This window comes from Bradyrhizobium sp. IC4060 (assembly GCF_020193715.1).
Taxonomy (GTDB): domain Bacteria; phylum Pseudomonadota; class Alphaproteobacteria; order Rhizobiales; family Xanthobacteraceae; genus Bradyrhizobium; species Bradyrhizobium yuanmingense.
In genome coordinates, this window is sequence record NZ_JADYVJ010000004.1 from 313,295 (window position 1) to 329,803 (window position 16,509).

Below are 16,509 nucleotides of genomic sequence, written 5' to 3' on the forward strand. Positions count from 1 at the left end.
CCGTCTCGAACCCTCGCGGCAGCCCCAGACAAAAGGCCCCCTCGTTCGAGGGGGCCTTTGCGTTGTTAGCCCACGGCGTCCTTGGCGGCCTTGACCGGGCGGGCGCGGACGATCTTCCGGGCCGGCTTGGCCTTGAACATCATCTCTTCACCCGTGAACGGGTTGGTGCCCTTGCGCGCCTTGGTCGCGGGCTTCTTGATGACCACGAACTTGGCGAAGCCCGGCACCAGGAACAGGCCGTTCTTCTTGAGCTCCTTGTGGCCGACGTCGGTCAGCGTCTCCATGACGTTCTTGACGTCACGCTTGGAAAGCTCGGTGGCGGTCGCAATCTTTTCGATCAATTGCGATTTGGACATCTGGGTCGGCATCGTGTCTCCTCTGATTCGTTGCCGGTTGCATATTAGACCAACCGTTGAAGGCCTATAGCCTTCTGCACAGTTTTGTCGCGAAATTACGGGCTTTTCTGGCCTGCTGTGACAAAAAACCCTGCTTTTTAGCTACTTCCGGAGCGGATGAAGCCTCGGGCAGCAGTTTTTGCCTTGTTTCAAAGGCCCGCACGCAACCTTGCTAGAACTGATTCGCCGCTTTCGACAAGCGACGACCGGCCTCTTTATGAGAGGCCGGTCGTGTTTCACCCTGAAAAATAAGGGTCGGATCGCTGGTCGCCGGTCTTCTTCCCCGTAAAAATGGGGAGAAAGTCAGTGGGCGATTGGCTAGACGCGCTCGATGATGATGGCCGGCGCCATGCCGCCGGCGGCGCACATGGTGACGAGACCGCGCTTGAGGTCGCGCCGTTCGAGCTCGTCGAGCACGGTGCCGATCAGGATCGAGCCGGTGGCGCCGATGGGATGGCCGAGCGCGATCGAGCCGCCGTTGACGTTGACCTTGGCCCGGTCGAGCTTGAGGTCGCGGATATATTTTTCCGCCACCACGGCGAAGGCCTCGTTGATCTCGAACAGGTCGATGTCGTCGATCGTGAGGCCCGCCTTGGCCAGCACCTTGCGCGTTGCCGGCACCGGTGCGTTCAGCATCAGGGTCGGCGAGTCCCCCATGTTGGCCATCGCGACCACGCGGGCCCGGGCTTTAAGGCCATGCGCCTTGGCGTAAGCGGGCGAGGCCAGCAGGATCGCGGCAGCGCCGTCGACGACGCCGGACGAGTTGCCGGCGTGATGCACGAAGTCGATGTCGAGATCAGGGTACTTCTGCAGGATCAGGCCGCGATAGGTCGTGCCCTTGTCGTCGAGCGCGTAGTCCGCGATGGCCGGAAACGCGGGCTTCAGGCTGCTGAGGCCTTCCATCGTGGTCTGCGGCCGTGGGTATTCTTCATGATCCAGCGCCAGACTGCCGTCCTCGCGGTGGACCGGCACGAGGCTGTTCTTGAAGTGGCCGTTCGCGATCGCATGCGCGGCGCGCTTCTGGCTCTCCAGCCCGAGCGCGTCGACGTCGCTTCGGGTGATGCCTTCCAGCGTCGCGATCGCATCGGCGCAGACGCCCTGATGCGACTGCGGATGCCGTGCCCGCAGACGCAGATTGCCGCCGTCCATCATCATCGGACCGCCGCCGCGGCGTCCCTCCATCGACATCATCTCGCAGCCGCCGGCGATGACGAGATCCTCGGCACCGGCCATGATCGAGCTCGCCGCCATGTTGACGCTGGTGATGCCGCTTCCGCAAAAACGATCCAGCGTCACCGCGCTGGCACGCACGTCGTAGCCGGCATCGAGCGCCGACATGCGGCCGAGATCGCCGCTTTGCGTTGCCACCTGCGCGCTGCAGCCCCAGACGATATCATCGACGTCGGAGGTATCGATGCCGGTGCGGTCGGCGAGTGCGCGCAGCACGGTCGCCCCGAGCTGCTGCGGATGAATGCCCGACAGGGCTCCCTTGCCGGCCTTGCCGATGCCCCGCGGCGTGCGGCAGGCATCAATGATCAGCGCGTCAGGCATTGGCGTCGTCCTCTTGTTTATGGGTGTTGAGAACGGTTTTGAATAAGGGGGAGAAGAGAGTCAATGTGCGGCGCTACACGGTTTCTCCCGCCCCTCACTCAGATTTTCCGCTACACGAAAGCCTCAGCGACGTCATGGCCGGGCTTGTCCCGGCCATCCACGCTTGGCTCCGGGCAGGAAGAACGTGGATGCCCGGGACAAGCCCGGGCATGACGATCTCTCAGATGGCTCGACATGGAAGAAAGCCGCTACACCCCCGCCGCGTTCTTCGCGATCACGTTGCGGTAGAAGCTGGCGCTGAGTTTTGCCGTGCGGACCTGGGTGTCGAAATTGACGTGGTACAGCCCGAAACGCTTGTTAAGGCCGTACACCCACTCGAAATTGTCCATCAGGCTCCAGAGGAAATAGCCGTGCACCGGCACGCCTTCGTCGGTGGCGCGCTGGAGCTGGGCGAGATAGTTGCGCAGATACATGATGCGATCGGTGTCGTAGATCTTGCCGTCGGGCGACACCACATCGTCGCCGGAGGTGCCGTTCTCGCTGATATAGATCGCATCCGTCTTCCAGATCTTCGCCGCCAGCTTCGGCACCCAGTAGATCGTCTCGGGCCCGACGCGCAGCCAGTCCGAATTCATGTGCGGGAACGATTTCGGGATCGGCAGCGGCTTGAAGCCCGCGCCCTGGTCGGACGCCACCACGTAGTTCTGCGGCGCATAGATGTTGAGACCGAGAAAATCGACCGGCGAAGAGATGATCTTGAGCTCCGCATCGGTGTATTTCGGCGCGTTGGACCCGGCGTATTTCAGGAAGGCGTCGGTATAGCGGCCCGTCATGATGACGTTGAGATAGCCGGCATTCATCTCGCGCAGCGCGGTCTCCGCGGCCCGCACGTTTTCCGGCGTGTCGAAGGCAGGCGCGCAGGCATCGATGTTCTCCGCCGGCCCCACCCTGGTGCCGCGGCGGCCATGGGCTCGCACCGCCTGCACCGCGAGCCCGTGCGCCAGCGCACTGTTGTGCCTGATCTGATTGACATCGGCTTGCGGCAGCTTCAAGCCCGGCGCGTCGATGCCGACGCCGTAACCGAAATAGACGAAGCGCCCGCTCTCGTTCAACGTGAACACGTTCCTGACGCGGTCGGTGAGGTGCGCGGCGATATAGGCCGCGTAGTCGCCGAAGATCTTGCAGGTCTCGGTCGAACGCCAACCGCCGAACCGGTCCTGGAGCGATTGGGGCAGGTCCCAATGATAGAGGGTCAGCCACGGCTCGATGCCGTTCTTCAGCAGCTCGTCGACGAGACGGTTGTAGAAGTCGAGCCCCTTCGGATTGGGCTTGCCGTCGCCGTCCGGGAACAGCCGCGGCCAGGCCACCGAGAAGCGATAGGCCTTGCAGCCGAGCTCCTTGATGAGGGCGATGTCCTCCTTGTAGCGGTGATAGTGCTCGTTGGCGCGGTCGCCGTTGGTGCCGTCCTCGATCTTGCCGGGGATGCGGACGAACTTGTCCCAGATCGAGGCCCCTCGCCCGTCCTCCTCGACCGCACCCTCGACCTGATAGGACGAGGTCGCCGTGCCCCAGAGAAAGCCCGCCGGAAAACCGGCTGCATTGCGCGGCGGCCGCGCCGGCTTGGCTTCGGCGACAAGCGGACTCGCAATCCCGGCTGCGGACAATCCCGCCAGCTTGGCAAACCGGCGGCGCGAGACCCCCTCCGTCATTGATGCTGCTCCACTTCTTTTCGTTTCGGGCCGGCACAATGGACAGTTCCGGGCGATTTGAGAAGCGGGTGCAGGAGGTCCCAGATCCGCCACCGCAGGCGCGGCAGCACAATGCTTCCCTTGCCGAGATGAACGCCTATTGAGTTCAAACCGGATTCTAGCTTCGGCCTGCTCCGATTGAACCGACCACAATCTGCATCAGCCACGCGATGCCCGCGTCTTTCATAGCCGCTTTGGTCGCGATGGCCCGGATCGTATCCGGTTTGCGCGCGAAAGGCAGCTCGACCAACACGAGGCCGAAACGGCTGGCGTGCTGCTCCACGAGTCGGCGCGGCAATGCGGCGATCAAATCAGACCCGGAAAGCTGGGCAAGCGCCATCATGAAATTCGGAACAGTCAAAGCGATGCGGCGTTCGAGGCCGCGCTTTGCCAACATCTCATCAACGAAACCGCGCGGTTCCCCACTGAGAGAGACCAGCAGGTGCTGTGATCGCGCGAACGCAGCATGGGTTGGCGCTTTTGCGAAGGGATGTCCCTTGCGCATGGCCAGCACGAACTCCTCCTCGTAAAGCCTGCGCGCCTCGAAACGCGGTGATACCGCCGGCAGCGGCAGCATTGCGATATCGAGCTCGCGTCGTTCGAGCATGTCTAGGCTTTGCTGCCAAGGATCTCCGATTGCGCCACCGCGCGGCGCAGGCATCAGGTGGATCAGCCCGATATCAATGTGGGGCGCCGCAGTCGCGATCGATTGCAACAGCGGACCGATCGCTGAGACCAGTACGGCATCGGGAGCGCCAATCGTAAATCGACGGCCACTTTGCTCCGGGTCGAACGGTGTGGCCGAGCCGATCAGCTGTTCGACGCGCGCGATGATCTCGGCCACCGGCTCTCCAAGCTCCAAGGCCCGCTCCGTTGGAACGACCCCCTTCGGGGTCCGCAGAAACAGCGGATCGTTCAGTAGAAGACGGAGCCGGCCAAGCGCATGGCTGACAGCCGACGGCGTCAGGCTCAGCCGAGCGGCTGCACGCGCGACATGGCGCTCTTCCAGGACCACGCGGAAGTGCACGAGGAGATTCAGATCAATCCTGGATAGATCAATTTGGTTCAGCATGTTGCTGAAATCATATCGCTGGATTCATTAGGATCAAGGCTTCATGCATGGGCCTCGTCGTTCGATCAGGAGCTGAGAAATGACCAACAAACCGTCCGGGCTGAACAGGTGGCCATGCGAGCAGGAAAAGATATCGCGGCGCTCGATGATGGCCGCTACCGCAGCAATTCCCCTGTCCGGTCAGCTTTCGGCCGATGCGGCCGCTGGAAGCGACGCGATAGCAGGCCTCGTCGAACGCGCCCGCGAGAAGAATGCCGCCTTCATGCGTGGCGATGTGGACCGCTGGTCCCAGCTTGTCCGCATCGCGCCCGATTTCACGCTGATGCAGCCCTTTGGCGGGCCTACGAGTCGGGGATTCGACGCTAGTCCCCAGCGTCTGGCTGCCCTCTCCCGATACTTCAGGGAAGGCCAAACCGAACTTGAGGTTTTGCAAACCTATGCATCCGACGCGCTCGTCGCTCTCGTCATGGTCGAGCGCCAGCGCGCCGAGGTGGGCGGGTTGCCGGCTCAAGACTGGTCGCTGCGCGTGACCGAAGTCTACCGCAAGGACGGCACGGATTGGCAACTCGTGCACCGTCATGCGGACCCGCTGGTCCGAAGCATCACCTTGCAACAGGCGGCGATACTCGCCCGGGGATGGCCGGAGGAAAAATGACGAAGCGCTGCAGATGAGCTGGATTCGGAGCCGGCCGGCGGCCAGTCGAGACGACGTGCGATTTCGTCGCGATGATCAGCGCGAGCGCTTCGGCAATTTCGGCAGCTTGTCGGGATTGAATGCCGGCGTCTGCCCTGGTGGTTCAGGTGGGGGCGGCTGTTGTTCCCTGAGGATGAGCGTTCCGTGGAGGATCATGCCCGGCGCCTGAGGTGCTGTCGCGGTGTAGGTCGCGATCTTGCCAGGGCAGCTTCCCTCGATCGTCAACGTCAGCTCTTGATCGTTGCCGAACACGGTGGCGCGTCCGTCGGTGTGACGCTTCGTCAATACGGTTGCGGTGAAGCGATCTCCATCGATTTGGCAGGTGCCGTGATAGGTCATCAGGCTGTCACGGCCCCAGATCTGGCCGTCTGCGACATGGACGATCCCGGTACCCTGGTCGATGGGCGTCTTGTACCAAGCGGCGTAGGTGCCGTCCTTCAGCATGGGAGCAGCCTCCCCTGGTATTCCCACGCCGACAATTGGCATCATTAGCGCCAACAAACGGTTAATGACCGGGCCCGTGCCAATCCGGCCTTTCCTTGCGCAGCTCGGCCTCGAGCTCCTCGATGATGCTGTGAAGCAGACACGCTGCAAGCGGATCGGTCACCTCGCGCTCCAGATGCCGGTACCGCGCAATCTGGAATTCCTGCTCTCTCAACTGCTGCTCAGTCATCACGGGCCCTCCGGCGAACCGACGCGGAGACGGCCGGAGAGTTTCGTTACAATTTTCAGATCATTTGCGATGGTTTCCAATCGGTTAAAGGCGCAAGCGGGCTGCGGATTGCCCGAAAAGGCTGCCGCGGGACCGGCGACACCAGCCTGAGCGCGGCGGTTGACGTCCAGACCGTTGCTTCCAATTGCGTGCGCGGCGGACTTCTGCTAGCTTGAGGTACGTGCCTCATTTCACCTCGCCGGCCGGGTCGGTGACCCGCCTCTGCCGCAACGATGCGGGTAGCGGCTGATTGCCGTGCCGCTGGGGGTGAGGCATGCGCCCAATCTGGGCTCAAGCAGAGTTGGCCATCAAAAAGGGCCGACCGCCTTAGGGGAGGAATGATATGCAGCGTCTCTTGGTTGCAGGTGTGTCTGTTGCCTTCGCGATCGCAGCGGGTGTCGGCCCGACGGATGCGGCGGACAAGAAGGTTCTGGCCTTCGTCGTCAACGGGGCGTCCGACTTCTGGAAGATCGCCGAGGCCGGGATGAAGAAGGCGCAAGGCGAGCTGCCCAACTACGAGCTCCAGTTCAAATATCCGGAACAGGCTGCGGCCGCCGTGCAGCAGCGCGTGATGGACGACCTCGTCGCCGCCGGTGCCGCCGGCATCATGGTCAGCGCGGTCGATCCAAAGAACCAGACCGAGCATCTCAACAAGGTTGCGTCCCAGACGGTGCTGTTCACCACCGACAGCGACGCGCCGAAATCCAAGCGCGTGGCCTATATCGGCTCCTCCAACACCGACCTCGGCAAGGAGGCAGGAAAGCTGATGGTCAAGGCGCTGCCGAACGGCGGCAAATGCGTCGGCTTCGTCGGCCTACCCGGCGCCGACAACGCACGCGAGCGCATCGAAGGCGTGAAGGAGACGCTCAAAGGCTCGAAGGTCGAGCTCGTCGACGTTCGCGGCGACGAGATCGACCAGACCCGCGCCAAGCGCAACGTCGAGGACATCCTCGCCGCCATGCCCGATGTGAGCTGCCTCGTCGGCTTCTACTCCTACAACACACCGCGGATCTACGAGGTGCTCAAGGAGGCCGGCAAGCTCGGCAAGATCAAGATCATCGGCTTCGACGAGGATCCGATTACGCTCGGTGGCGTCAAGGAAGGCAGCATCGTCGGCACGGTGGTGCAGCAGCCGTTCGAATGGGGCTATCAGGGCATGAAGCTGATGGCGAACTACATCGGCGGCAACAAGTCCGGCATTCCGGCTAACGGTATCATCATCGTGCCCGGCAAGGTCATCGAAAAGGCGAATGTCGACGAGTTCATGGCCTCGATGAAGCAGATGCTGAAGAAATAGGAGAGATCCGCGCTGCCCGCCGTGCAGCCTGCCATGCCAGAACCGTTTCTCGAACTGGTCGACATCAGCAAGAGCTATCCAGGCGTGGTCGCTCTCGACCACGTCGGTCTCCAAGTGTCGCCCGGCGAGGTCGTTGCGCTGATCGGCGAGAACGGCGCCGGCAAGTCGACGCTGATGCGCGTGCTCGGCGGGGTCGTGGAGCCCAGCGGCGGCTTTATTCGTGTCGATGGCGCCGCGCGATCTTCGCTCACCGTGGCGGATGCGATCAAGGCGGGCATCGCCTTCGTCCATCAGGAACTGAACCTGTTCGACAATCTCGATGTCGCCGGCAACGTCTTCATCGGCCGCGAGCCCGTGCACGGCGGGCCCTTGCGGCTGATCGACCGCAAACGGATGTATGCCGATGTCGCGCCGCTGCTGGAGCGGCTGGGCTGCGATTTCGCGGCCGATGCGCCGCTCGCCGACCTGTCGCTGGCGCAGCGCCAGCTGGTCGAGATCATGAAGGCGCTTTCGCTCGACGCTCGTCTCGTCATCATGGACGAGCCGACCTCGAGCCTGACGCTCGCCGAGACGGACCGCCTGATGCGCACCGTGGCCGGCCTGAAAGCCCACGGCGTCAGCATCATCTTCATCACGCATCGGCTCAACGAGGTGATGCAGTGCGCCGACCGTGCGGTCGTGCTGCGCGACGGTCGCGTGGTCGGCGCGCTGACGCGTGCGGAGCTCTCTCCGGCGGCGATGATCCGCTTGATGATCGGCCGCGACCTGAAATCGCTCTACGTTCCGCCGGCCGCGCCGCCCGGCGACAGCGTGCTGGAGATCGTCGATGCCGTCACCGACACCTATCCCGGCCGCGCCGTGAGCCTGTCGGTCCGCCGCGGCGAGATCCTCGGGCTTGCCGGCCTCGTCGGGTCCGGCCGCACCGAGCTCGCCCGCGCCGTCTTCGGCATCGATCCACTGCGTGGCGGCACGATACGACTCGATGGCGAGCCGATCCGTATCGCAAGCCCACGGGCCGCCATCGAACAAGGCATCTATCTCGTTCCGGAGGACCGCAAGGGCGCAGGCCTGCTGCTCGACGTCTCGATCGCCGAAAACATCTCGCTGCCGGATCTGGCGTCCTATATGCGCTTCTGGCTGGTAGATACGGATCGCGAGAACGAGAACGCGGTGCGTCAGCGGGAGCGCCTAAAAATCCGCGCGCCCGACGTCAAGACCGCCGTCGGCTCGCTGTCGGGAGGCAACCAGCAGAAGGTCGTGCTCGCCAAATGGCTGTCGATGCGGCCGAAGGTGCTGATTGTCGACGAGCCGACGCGTGGGGTCGACGTCGGAGCCAAGCAGGAAATCTACGGCATGCTGCGCCGCCTGACCGATGCCGGGGTGGCGATCCTGATGATCTCCAGCGACATGGAGGAGGTGATCGGGGTCAGCGACCGGCTCGCGGTGATGCATGAAGGCGCGATCTCGGGCTTCCTTGATCGCAGCCAGTTCAGTGAGCACAATGTGCTGCAGCTTGCCGTTGGCCACACAATCACGGCGGAGGGACCTTGAGCAAGAAAGACCTGAGCCTTCTCGTTCTGATTCTGATGGTCGGGACCGTTGTCGCCCTGATCAATCCGAGATTCCTGTACGTCGGCAATCTCTCGAACACCGCCAACCAGATCGGGTTGTTCGGCATCTTCTCCATCGCCGAAGCCTTCATCATCATCATCGGCGGGATCGAGCTGTCGGTGGGTTCGGTGATCGCACTGCTGGGCGTCCTGTTCATCGACCTGATCGTCAATCACGACGTCAACTGGGTCGTAGCCCTCGCGATGATCGTCGCGGCCGGGCTCGTGATCGGCCTGGTTCATGGCACGCTGGTGACCAGGATGCGGATCCAGGCTTTCGTGGTCACGCTGTGCGGCCTCCTGATCTACCGCGGCGCGGCGCGCTATTACACCGAGGACGCGACGGCGGGCTTCGGCTTCGGCGCGAGCTTTCCGATGTTGGAATGGCTGGCCGCCGGCCGCACCAACGTGCTCGGATTCCCGCTGCCGCACAGCGTGGTGGCGCTCGCCGTGGTGGCCGTGATCGCCTGGGTGGTGCTTCACCGCTCGGTGTTCGGCCGCTATCTCCTTGCCGTCGGCAAGAACGAGGAAGCGGCACGGTACTCCGGCATTCGCACCAACCGCGTGATCATCTCGGCCTATGTCATCTGTGGCGGGCTGACTGCGTTTTCGGCGATCCTGATCGCGATGTACACCCGTTCCATTTCGCCGGCGGTGCACGGCTCGTTCTACGAGCTCTACGCCATCGCCGCCGCCGTGCTCGGCGGCTGCTCCTTGCGCGGCGGCGAAGGCTCGATCATCGGCGTCGTGCTCGGCACCGTGCTGCTCCAGGTGCTGCAGAATCTCGTCAACCTGCTGGGCATTCCGAGCTCGCTCAATTTCGCGGTGATGGGAACGGTGATCCTGGTCGGCGTGCTCGGCGATCAATATCTGGTGCAGCGACGCCACCGCGCGAGTGCGGCCAAAGGCCGGGAGCAGGCGAGCGTCGCTGCGGCTCCGCTCGAGCGCGTGAAGGTGGAGTGAAAATCTAGAACGTCACCCGCAACCCCGCGTAAAACGCGCGCGGCCTTGCCGGGCTCAGCGAGCGCGGGTCGGTGAAATCCGCGCCGCCATTGGTGAAGTTGGGCAAGGCGTCGCGGTCGAAGAACTGGCCGTAGGTCACGTAACGCTTGTCGAAGATGTTGTCGACGCGGCCGTAGAGCTGGACGTTCTTCGCGATCTGATAGGAGGTGTGGAGATTGAACACCGTATAGGACGGCAGCTTCGCGAACTGGTTGGACTCGTCGCCGACCAGATACTGGCTGGAGACGAACAGCGCGTTGCCGCCGACCTTCCAGACGTCGGTCACGGCATAGTCGACGCCGACCTTGACGCGGTGGCGCGGGACTGCCGGGATCTGGTTTCCGGGCCTGACCTGAATGGTCTCGGAGGTATCGTCGGCAAACGGGCTTTCCGAGCCGAGCTCGAGCGGATCAAGGAAGCGGGCATCGACGAACGCGTAACTCGCCTGGAACTGCAGCGTCGGAGACTTGATGTTGACTTCGGCTTCGAGCCCCTGCCGCCGTGTGCGGCCTACGTTCGAAAAATAGCCGAAACCAGTCCGGCCAACGACCGGCACCGCCATGATGTCGTCGTGGTTGGTGGCGCGAAAGCCGCCGATCTTCCATCCGAGGGTGCCGATGTTCAACTCCTTGGTGCCCCGGAAACCGGCCTCCACGGTCTTGGAGACGACCTGCTTCAACGGTGGATCCGCAACCAGGAAGGCCGCGATGAGACAGGGCCTGGCGGGATCGGCGCAGCCGAGCTCGAGCGGTGTCGGCACGCGGTTGGCCTCGGAATAGCCGGCATAGGCGGTCAATTCCGGCGTGATCCTGTAGGTGCCGCCGATGATCGGATTGAAACGCGTGAAGGTGTGATCGCCGTTGAGCGCAGTCCCAAGCTGATCTTCCAACGTGATCCGCGCCGCATTGAAGCGGCCGCCCCCCGTGATGGCGAAGGCATCCGTGACGTTGAACGTATCCATCGCGTAGAGGCCGTTATACTGATTGACGGTCCGCAGCGAGACCGGGCCGGCGACGGGGTCCGCCACAGGAGTCGGTCCCAGGAAAACGCCGCTGCCGCTGACGACGTAGTTCTCTCCCATCGAGCCGATTTCGGAGGAGGCGTTGTAGCGCGTGACGCTGGCGTCATAGGTTGCGCCCACCACAAAGCGGTTGTCATGATCGAACAACTGGTCGGTGTTGGTGGCCTGCCCCGACACGCCGAACGTGGTCGAACGGATCGAGCCGCGGTCGATCGCGCCGAGGATCGTGCCCGGCGCAAATGGGTTGGCAAGCTGCACGCCGCCCGCGCCGTAGGCGGGTGAGGTGTCGTCGCCAAAGCAGAGCAGCGCCGGATCTGCAGCGCACTCCTCCACGTCGGTCGGGTTGCCGTCGACCACCTTTTGCTCGTACCTGCGCACACGCGCGGTGCCTTCGAGCGTCCAGGTCGGCGTCGCGTCGACCTTGCCGGTCAGGTTGAGATAGCCGACGCGATTGGAGGTGGTCTGCGGCGTGGTGTAGGTCGCGCCCCAATATCTGTCGAGCAGCTCGGCCGGGACCGTGGCGCTGGCGCCGAAATCGTTCTTGGCCACGCCCATATTGGCGTGGAATTCGCTGTCGCCGGCCCTGTAGCCGACATCGCCGTAGAAGCGCCGCACGGTCGATTGGGAAAAATTGCGGAAGCCGTTGTCGCGCAGTCCTTCGAGCGCACCGTAGACGGCGAAGTTCTGGTCGACCTGCTTGCCCCATTGCGCCGAGCCCTGGATGCGGCCGAACGATCCGCCCATGAGGTCGAGCTCGGCGCCCTGATAGGTGAAGCCGTCCTTCATTTGCAAGTTGATCGCGCCGCCGAGTGCATTGAGGCCGAAGGCCGGATTGTTGGTCACCAGCGTCACCGACCTGATCGCGGCCGTCGGAATCAGGTCCCAATTGACGGCGTCCGAGAAGGCCTCGTTGATGCGGACGCCGTTCTGGTACACCGCAAGGCCTTGCGGCGTGCCCGTCACGGGCGAAGCGACGAAGCCGCGGAATTCGACATCCGGCTGGAACGGATTGCCGGTGACTTCGCTGATGTTGATGCCGGCGATGTTGTCGCGCAGCGCGTCCGTGACGTTCAGCGAACCGGTGCGCCTGATCTGGTTGGCATCGACGGCATTGATCGCCGACGGAACCTTGTCGACATCGAGACCCCGGCCGGTGCCCGGCGAGGTCGGATAGACGTAAAGGCGTGTCCTCGGCGCGGCCGATCCCGGCGCCCCCACGCGCGCAACAGGTCGCGACGGCGCCGCGCGCCGCGCTGCCGAAGGTGGTGCGGTCACCTCGACCGGCGGCAGGTTCTGGACGTTGGTCTCCTCGTCCGGCGCGGCCCCGGCAGGGGTTGCATAGACCAAGCCCGATACCAGCCCGGTCGACACCGAAGCCATCAACAAAGCACGCTTGAACGAAACAACCTTGCCCATCCCCGCCTTCCCATCCGTGACCACCGGCTGTTTTGATGTTCCGCCGATTGGTCGAGGCGAGTTTATTCGGCCGCAATGGGGACGCCAGCCACAAAAGGTCGGACCCTATCCACACCCATTTTCCCGACCAAATCGGGAATTTTTCCCGATCGCTTCGGGTGCGGTCAGGTTGCCGCTGTGGGCACCAGCGCTTCCACGGTCACACCGCTCTCACCGGAGACCACATTGAGCGTGCCGCCGAGCGCCAGGATCCGCTCGCGCATGCCGACGAGGCCGAAGCCGAGCTTCTGCCCCGGCTCCATGCCGCGGCCGTCGTCGCTGACCCGCACCCGGGCGCAGAAGCGGCCGCCGGCCTGCTCGACCGGCTCGATGACGACGCTGACCGAGGTCGCACCGGCGTGGCGGAACACATTGGTGAGCGCCTCCTGCACGATGCGGTAGATGGTGAGATCGGCGGTCTCGCCGGTGGGGCCCAGCGCCGGCGAGATCGAGGTCTCGATCGCAACGTCGGGATGCGACTCCCGCCACAGCCGCCACAGGGATTCGAGCGCCTGGCGCAGGCCGAGCTCGGCGAGGCCCACGGGCCGAAGACGCTCCAGCACGCGGCGATTGAACTGCTGGAGTGCATTGATCTGCTCCAGCATGGCGCTGCCATGTTTGCGCACCGCATCGGCACTCGGCTCGCGTCCGTCCGCCTGCTTCGCCAGCGCGCTCGCATGCGCGCGCAGCGAGAACAGATAGGGCCCGAACTCGTCGTGCAATTCGCGCGCGATCTCCTTGCGCTCGATGTCCTGCAGCGACACCGCGCGCTCGGCAAGGCGACGCTTGTCCTCGACCGCTTCACCAAGCGTCGCGGCAAGATGGTTGAGCCTGGTGCAGATCGCCGCGAGCTCCGGCGCGCCGCCCGGCGCGACACGGGCCTCGTAATGTCCGCTTTCGAGCTTCCCCATGGCGTCCGCCAGCGACTGCAACGGTGCCAGGGCACGGCCGACCACCTTCATCATCAGGAAGAACAGCGCAAGCGCGATCACCGAGCCGACCTCGAGCTGGGTCACGATGCCGTCCCAGATCTCGGCGATCTCGTCGTCGGGATGCGAGGTGATCACGAGCGAGCCGGGTTTGCCGCGAATCGAGACCGGCACGCTGACCGCGGTCTGCTCGGGATGGACAAGGCTGACGAACCAGGCCGGCGGGGCACGCGTGTCGACATCGGAGCCAAGCCGGCGGGGCGTCAGCGGGTTCCCACCGGAATCGTGCAGCGCGATGCTGACATGGCGCAGGCGGCTGAGATCGCGGGCGATCTGGTTCAGCCTGGCATCAGGATCGGGTGCCTCGTTGAGATCGGCAACGATCATCTCGATGAATTCGCGCGCGAGGCGGATCACGCTCTGGTCCTCGGCCTGCACGCGCGGGCCCGCCTCGGCGATCTGGCGGCCGATATTGACCGCGAGCCCCAGCGCCAGCAGCAGCGCCAGCAAGAGATTGATGCGCCCGCGCAAGGAAAGATTCTGCCACATTGGTCTCGCTCGTGCCTCGCGAAGGGTTGGCGCCTGTCCGACGACGTTGACAGAGGCGAACCGCCCGATATCTAATCGGAAGCGTACAGCAATCCCAGCCGGGTTGCATGAGCCGACACGAGACGCGCGTCTTGCCTGGTCAGTCTCATGCGGCGCAGAACAGGCAAGCTCCAAGGGAACGGGCTGTCGCGGGGAACGCCTATGCGCATTCTGATCGTCGACGATCATCCCATCGTCGCCTCCGGCTGCCGTGCCGTGCTGGCCGACGAAGGCGAGATCGAAATCTTGGAAGCCGCCGATGCCGAGGACGGCGAGTGCGTCTTCATCGTCGAACGTCCCGACCTCTGCATCATCGACATCAATCTGCCGACCGTCTCCGGATTCGAGCTCGCGCGCCGCATCCTCGAGCGCGCGCCCGAGGCCCGCATCATCATGTTCAGCATGAACGACGACCCCGCTTTCGCTGCGCGCGCGATCGAGTGCGGCGCCAAGGGCTACGTCTCCAAGACCGGCGACCCCGACGACCTCGTCGAGGCGATCCGCGCCGTCGGAAGCGGCGGCACCTATCTTCCGACCGCGATCGCGCGCAGCATCGCCTTCGCCGGGCCGACGCTGGCACAAAACCCGCTGTCGAAGCTGAACGCGCGCGAGATGGAGATTCTGCGGCTGCTCAGCGCCGGCAAGAGCCTGTCCGAGATCGCGTGGCTGGTGCAATCGTCCTACAAGACGGTGGCCAATACCTCGTCCATCATGCGCCAGAAGCTCGGGGTGAAGACCTCGGTGGAGCTGGTGCGGCTGGCGATCGACAGCGGTGTCGCCTGACCACGCCACGAATTCGGTCACACAAGCGTTGCAATCTTGGTGTGGTGAGATGCCACGGAGCTCTTAGGCATGACGATTCAGACTGTCTTGACCAACAAATCCCATGGCGGCGTGCAGGGCGTCTATCGCCATGCCAGCCAGGTGACCGGAACCGACATGGTGTTCTCGGTCTATATCCCGCCGCATGGGGACGGCGCCAAGCTGCCCGTGGTCTGGTATCTCTCCGGCCTCACCTGCACGCATGCCAACGTCACCGAGAAAGGCGAATTCCGCAAGGCCTGCGCCGAGCTCGGCCTGATCTTCGTCGCGCCCGACACCTCACCGCGCGGCCCCGACGTGCCGGGCGATGCCAACAACGCCTATGATTTTGGCCTCGGGGCTGGCTTCTATGTGGACGCCACGCAAGAGCCGTTCGCGCGCAATTATCGCATGTGGAGCTACGTCACAGACGAGCTGCCGAAGCTGGTTGCGGAGAGCTTTCCGGTCGATGCCAGGCGGCAATCGGTGATGGGCCACTCGATGGGCGGCCACGGCGCGCTGACGGTGGCGCTGCGCAATCCGCACCGCTTTCGCGCAGCCAGCGCCTTTGCCCCGATCGTGGCGCCCTCGCTCGTGCCCTGGGGCATCAAGGCGCTGACCGGCTATCTCGGACCGAACAAGGAGGCCTGGCGCAATCACGACACGGTGGCGCTGATCGAGGACGGCGCCAAGTTCTCCGGCTTCCTGGTCGACGTCGGCGAGGCCGACAATTTCCTGAAGGAGCAGCTCAGGCCGGAGCTGCTCGAGGCCGCCTGCGCCAAGGCCGGCATCCCGCTGACGCTGCGGCGCCAGGCGGGCTACGACCACAGCTATTATTTCATCTCGACCTTCATGAGCGATCATCTGCACTGGCATGCGGAGAGATTGAAGGGGTGATGTCTTTCACCTTCTCCCCTTGCGGGAGAAGGTGGCGCGAAGCGCCGGATGAGGGGTTCTCTCCGCTCGCACGACCATTCGTGGGGATGGAAACCCCTCACCCGTCTCGCCGCTACGCAGCGAGCCACCCTCTCCCACAAGGGGAGAGGGAAAACCTCTTCACGGCTTCCCGTAGTTCGGCGCCAGCAGGCGGTTGCGGATGAGATAGCTCATCGTGCGCGACCAGGATTCATCCGTGTTGCCGCGCATGTCGGCGCTGGCGACCGCGACCATGTTGCCGGTCTTCACGTCGCGCAGATAGATGTTGAGATTGATGATCAGGTTGGAGACCTTCTGCACGAGGCCGGTGATCTCCAGATCGGCGCCGAGCTGGCCGGCGAGCTTGAGGTCGCAGCCGCCGCAGGCCTGCAGGTTCGCGCCACGGGCGGCCTCCCGTACCGGCGCGATGTCAAGCACCTGGAACCGGCCCGACTCTGCCAGCTCCTTGCGCAGCTGCTCGCTGATGCGCATGAGCCGCGCCTCTTCCGGCTTGGAGCCGTAGAACTCGCCCGGCAGGCTGGTGTCGACCAACTCGAAATCGAACACCGCGAGCTTCGGTGGATCGGCGAGCGCGCCCGCCCCCATCCACAGCAATGCTGCGGTTGCCAACAATGCTCGCATGATCGTGATGCCCGGCTTCGCGCGCGCGGGGACGAAATGCGGGGTTGCACGGCCTGACAAATTGGTCATGCTTGAAG

The 16,509-nt window shown here is 64.1% G+C and carries 15 protein-coding genes; 6 read left to right on the forward strand and 9 right to left on the reverse strand.

Annotation, left to right across the window (positions count from 1 at the left end):
- Nucleotides 1–65: 65 nt before the first annotated feature.
- The 4 genes from I6F16_RS17490 to I6F16_RS17505 form a co-directional block, all read right to left on the reverse strand.
- Nucleotides 66–368: an HU family DNA-binding protein gene (locus tag I6F16_RS17490; protein WP_018320691.1), complete on the reverse strand. Its 303-nt coding sequence runs from the start codon at nucleotides 366–368 to the stop codon at nucleotides 66–68.
- Between the two features lie 345 nt (nucleotides 369–713).
- Entirely contained in the window at nucleotides 714–1,946 is a 1,233-nt protein-coding gene (locus tag I6F16_RS17495; RefSeq protein WP_225112010.1) for an acetyl-CoA C-acetyltransferase, read from the reverse strand.
- 248 nt (nucleotides 1,947–2,194) lie between these two features.
- Entirely contained in the window at nucleotides 2,195–3,655 is a 1,461-nt protein-coding gene (locus I6F16_RS17500; RefSeq protein WP_225112011.1) for a GH1 family beta-glucosidase, read from the reverse strand.
- A 157-nt stretch (nucleotides 3,656–3,812) separates the two neighbouring features.
- Nucleotides 3,813–4,766, reverse strand: coding sequence for a LysR family transcriptional regulator (locus tag I6F16_RS17505; protein WP_225112012.1), 954 nt, complete (start codon nucleotides 4,764–4,766; stop codon nucleotides 3,813–3,815).
- A gap of 79 nt (nucleotides 4,767–4,845) precedes the next feature.
- On the opposite strand from I6F16_RS17505, the gene I6F16_RS17510 reads away from it, so the two are divergent.
- Nucleotides 4,846–5,421, forward strand: coding sequence for a nuclear transport factor 2 family protein (locus tag I6F16_RS17510; RefSeq protein ID WP_036007869.1), 576 nt, complete (start codon nucleotides 4,846–4,848; stop codon nucleotides 5,419–5,421).
- 75 nt (nucleotides 5,422–5,496) lie between these two features.
- Here I6F16_RS17510 and I6F16_RS17515 read toward each other — a convergent pair whose 3' ends face one another.
- Nucleotides 5,497–5,904 carry a hypothetical protein gene (locus tag I6F16_RS17515; RefSeq protein WP_225112013.1) on the reverse strand — a complete coding sequence of 136 codons (408 nt, stop codon included), beginning with the start codon at nucleotides 5,902–5,904 and terminating at the stop codon, nucleotides 5,497–5,499.
- A 61-nt stretch (nucleotides 5,905–5,965) separates the two neighbouring features.
- Nucleotides 5,966–6,133, reverse strand: coding sequence for a hypothetical protein (locus tag I6F16_RS17520; protein ID WP_192893123.1), 168 nt, complete (start codon nucleotides 6,131–6,133; stop codon nucleotides 5,966–5,968).
- Between the two features lie 382 nt (nucleotides 6,134–6,515).
- Between I6F16_RS17520 and I6F16_RS17525 the strand changes: the two genes are divergently transcribed.
- From I6F16_RS17525 to I6F16_RS17535, 3 genes are read left to right on the forward strand one after another with little or no spacing between them, the layout of a single operon-like run.
- The gene (locus tag I6F16_RS17525) at nucleotides 6,516–7,469 is read left to right on the forward strand and encodes a sugar-binding protein (protein WP_036007875.1); all 954 of its coding nucleotides are present in this window, start codon (nucleotides 6,516–6,518) and stop codon (nucleotides 7,467–7,469) included.
- Between the two features lie 33 nt (nucleotides 7,470–7,502).
- A complete protein-coding gene (locus tag I6F16_RS17530) occupies nucleotides 7,503–9,020 on the forward strand; it encodes a sugar ABC transporter ATP-binding protein (protein ID WP_109142952.1) in 1,518 nt (505 codons plus the stop codon).
- Entirely contained in the window at nucleotides 9,017–10,042 is a 1,026-nt protein-coding gene (locus tag I6F16_RS17535; RefSeq protein ID WP_225112014.1) for an ABC transporter permease, read from the forward strand. Before I6F16_RS17530 ends, I6F16_RS17535 begins: the two co-directional genes overlap by 4 nt.
- A 4-nt stretch (nucleotides 10,043–10,046) precedes the next feature.
- Here I6F16_RS17535 and I6F16_RS17540 read toward each other — a convergent pair whose 3' ends face one another.
- Both I6F16_RS17540 and I6F16_RS17545 read right to left on the reverse strand, forming a co-directional pair.
- Nucleotides 10,047–12,518, reverse strand: coding sequence for a TonB-dependent receptor (locus tag I6F16_RS17540; RefSeq protein ID WP_225112015.1), 2,472 nt, complete (start codon nucleotides 12,516–12,518; stop codon nucleotides 10,047–10,049).
- Nucleotides 12,519–12,682: 164 nt separating this feature from the next.
- Nucleotides 12,683–14,035 carry a histidine kinase gene (locus tag I6F16_RS17545; RefSeq protein ID WP_225112016.1) on the reverse strand — a complete coding sequence of 451 codons (1,353 nt, stop codon included), beginning with the start codon at nucleotides 14,033–14,035 and terminating at the stop codon, nucleotides 12,683–12,685.
- 201 nt (nucleotides 14,036–14,236) lie between these two features.
- Between I6F16_RS17545 and I6F16_RS17550 the strand changes: the two genes are divergently transcribed.
- Both I6F16_RS17550 and fghA read left to right on the forward strand, forming a co-directional pair.
- On the forward strand, nucleotides 14,237–14,857 hold the full coding sequence (locus tag I6F16_RS17550; protein WP_036007891.1) for a response regulator transcription factor: 621 nt from the start codon (nucleotides 14,237–14,239) through the stop codon (nucleotides 14,855–14,857).
- Between the two features lie 69 nt (nucleotides 14,858–14,926).
- On the forward strand, nucleotides 14,927–15,772 hold the full coding sequence (fghA, locus tag I6F16_RS17555; protein ID WP_225112017.1) for an S-formylglutathione hydrolase: 846 nt from the start codon (nucleotides 14,927–14,929) through the stop codon (nucleotides 15,770–15,772).
- Between the two features lie 159 nt (nucleotides 15,773–15,931).
- Here fghA and I6F16_RS17560 read toward each other — a convergent pair whose 3' ends face one another.
- The gene (locus tag I6F16_RS17560; RefSeq protein ID WP_225173890.1) at nucleotides 15,932–16,501 is read right to left on the reverse strand and encodes a DUF3280 domain-containing protein; all 570 of its coding nucleotides are present in this window, start codon (nucleotides 16,499–16,501) and stop codon (nucleotides 15,932–15,934) included.
- Nucleotides 16,502–16,509 lie beyond the last annotated feature (8 nt).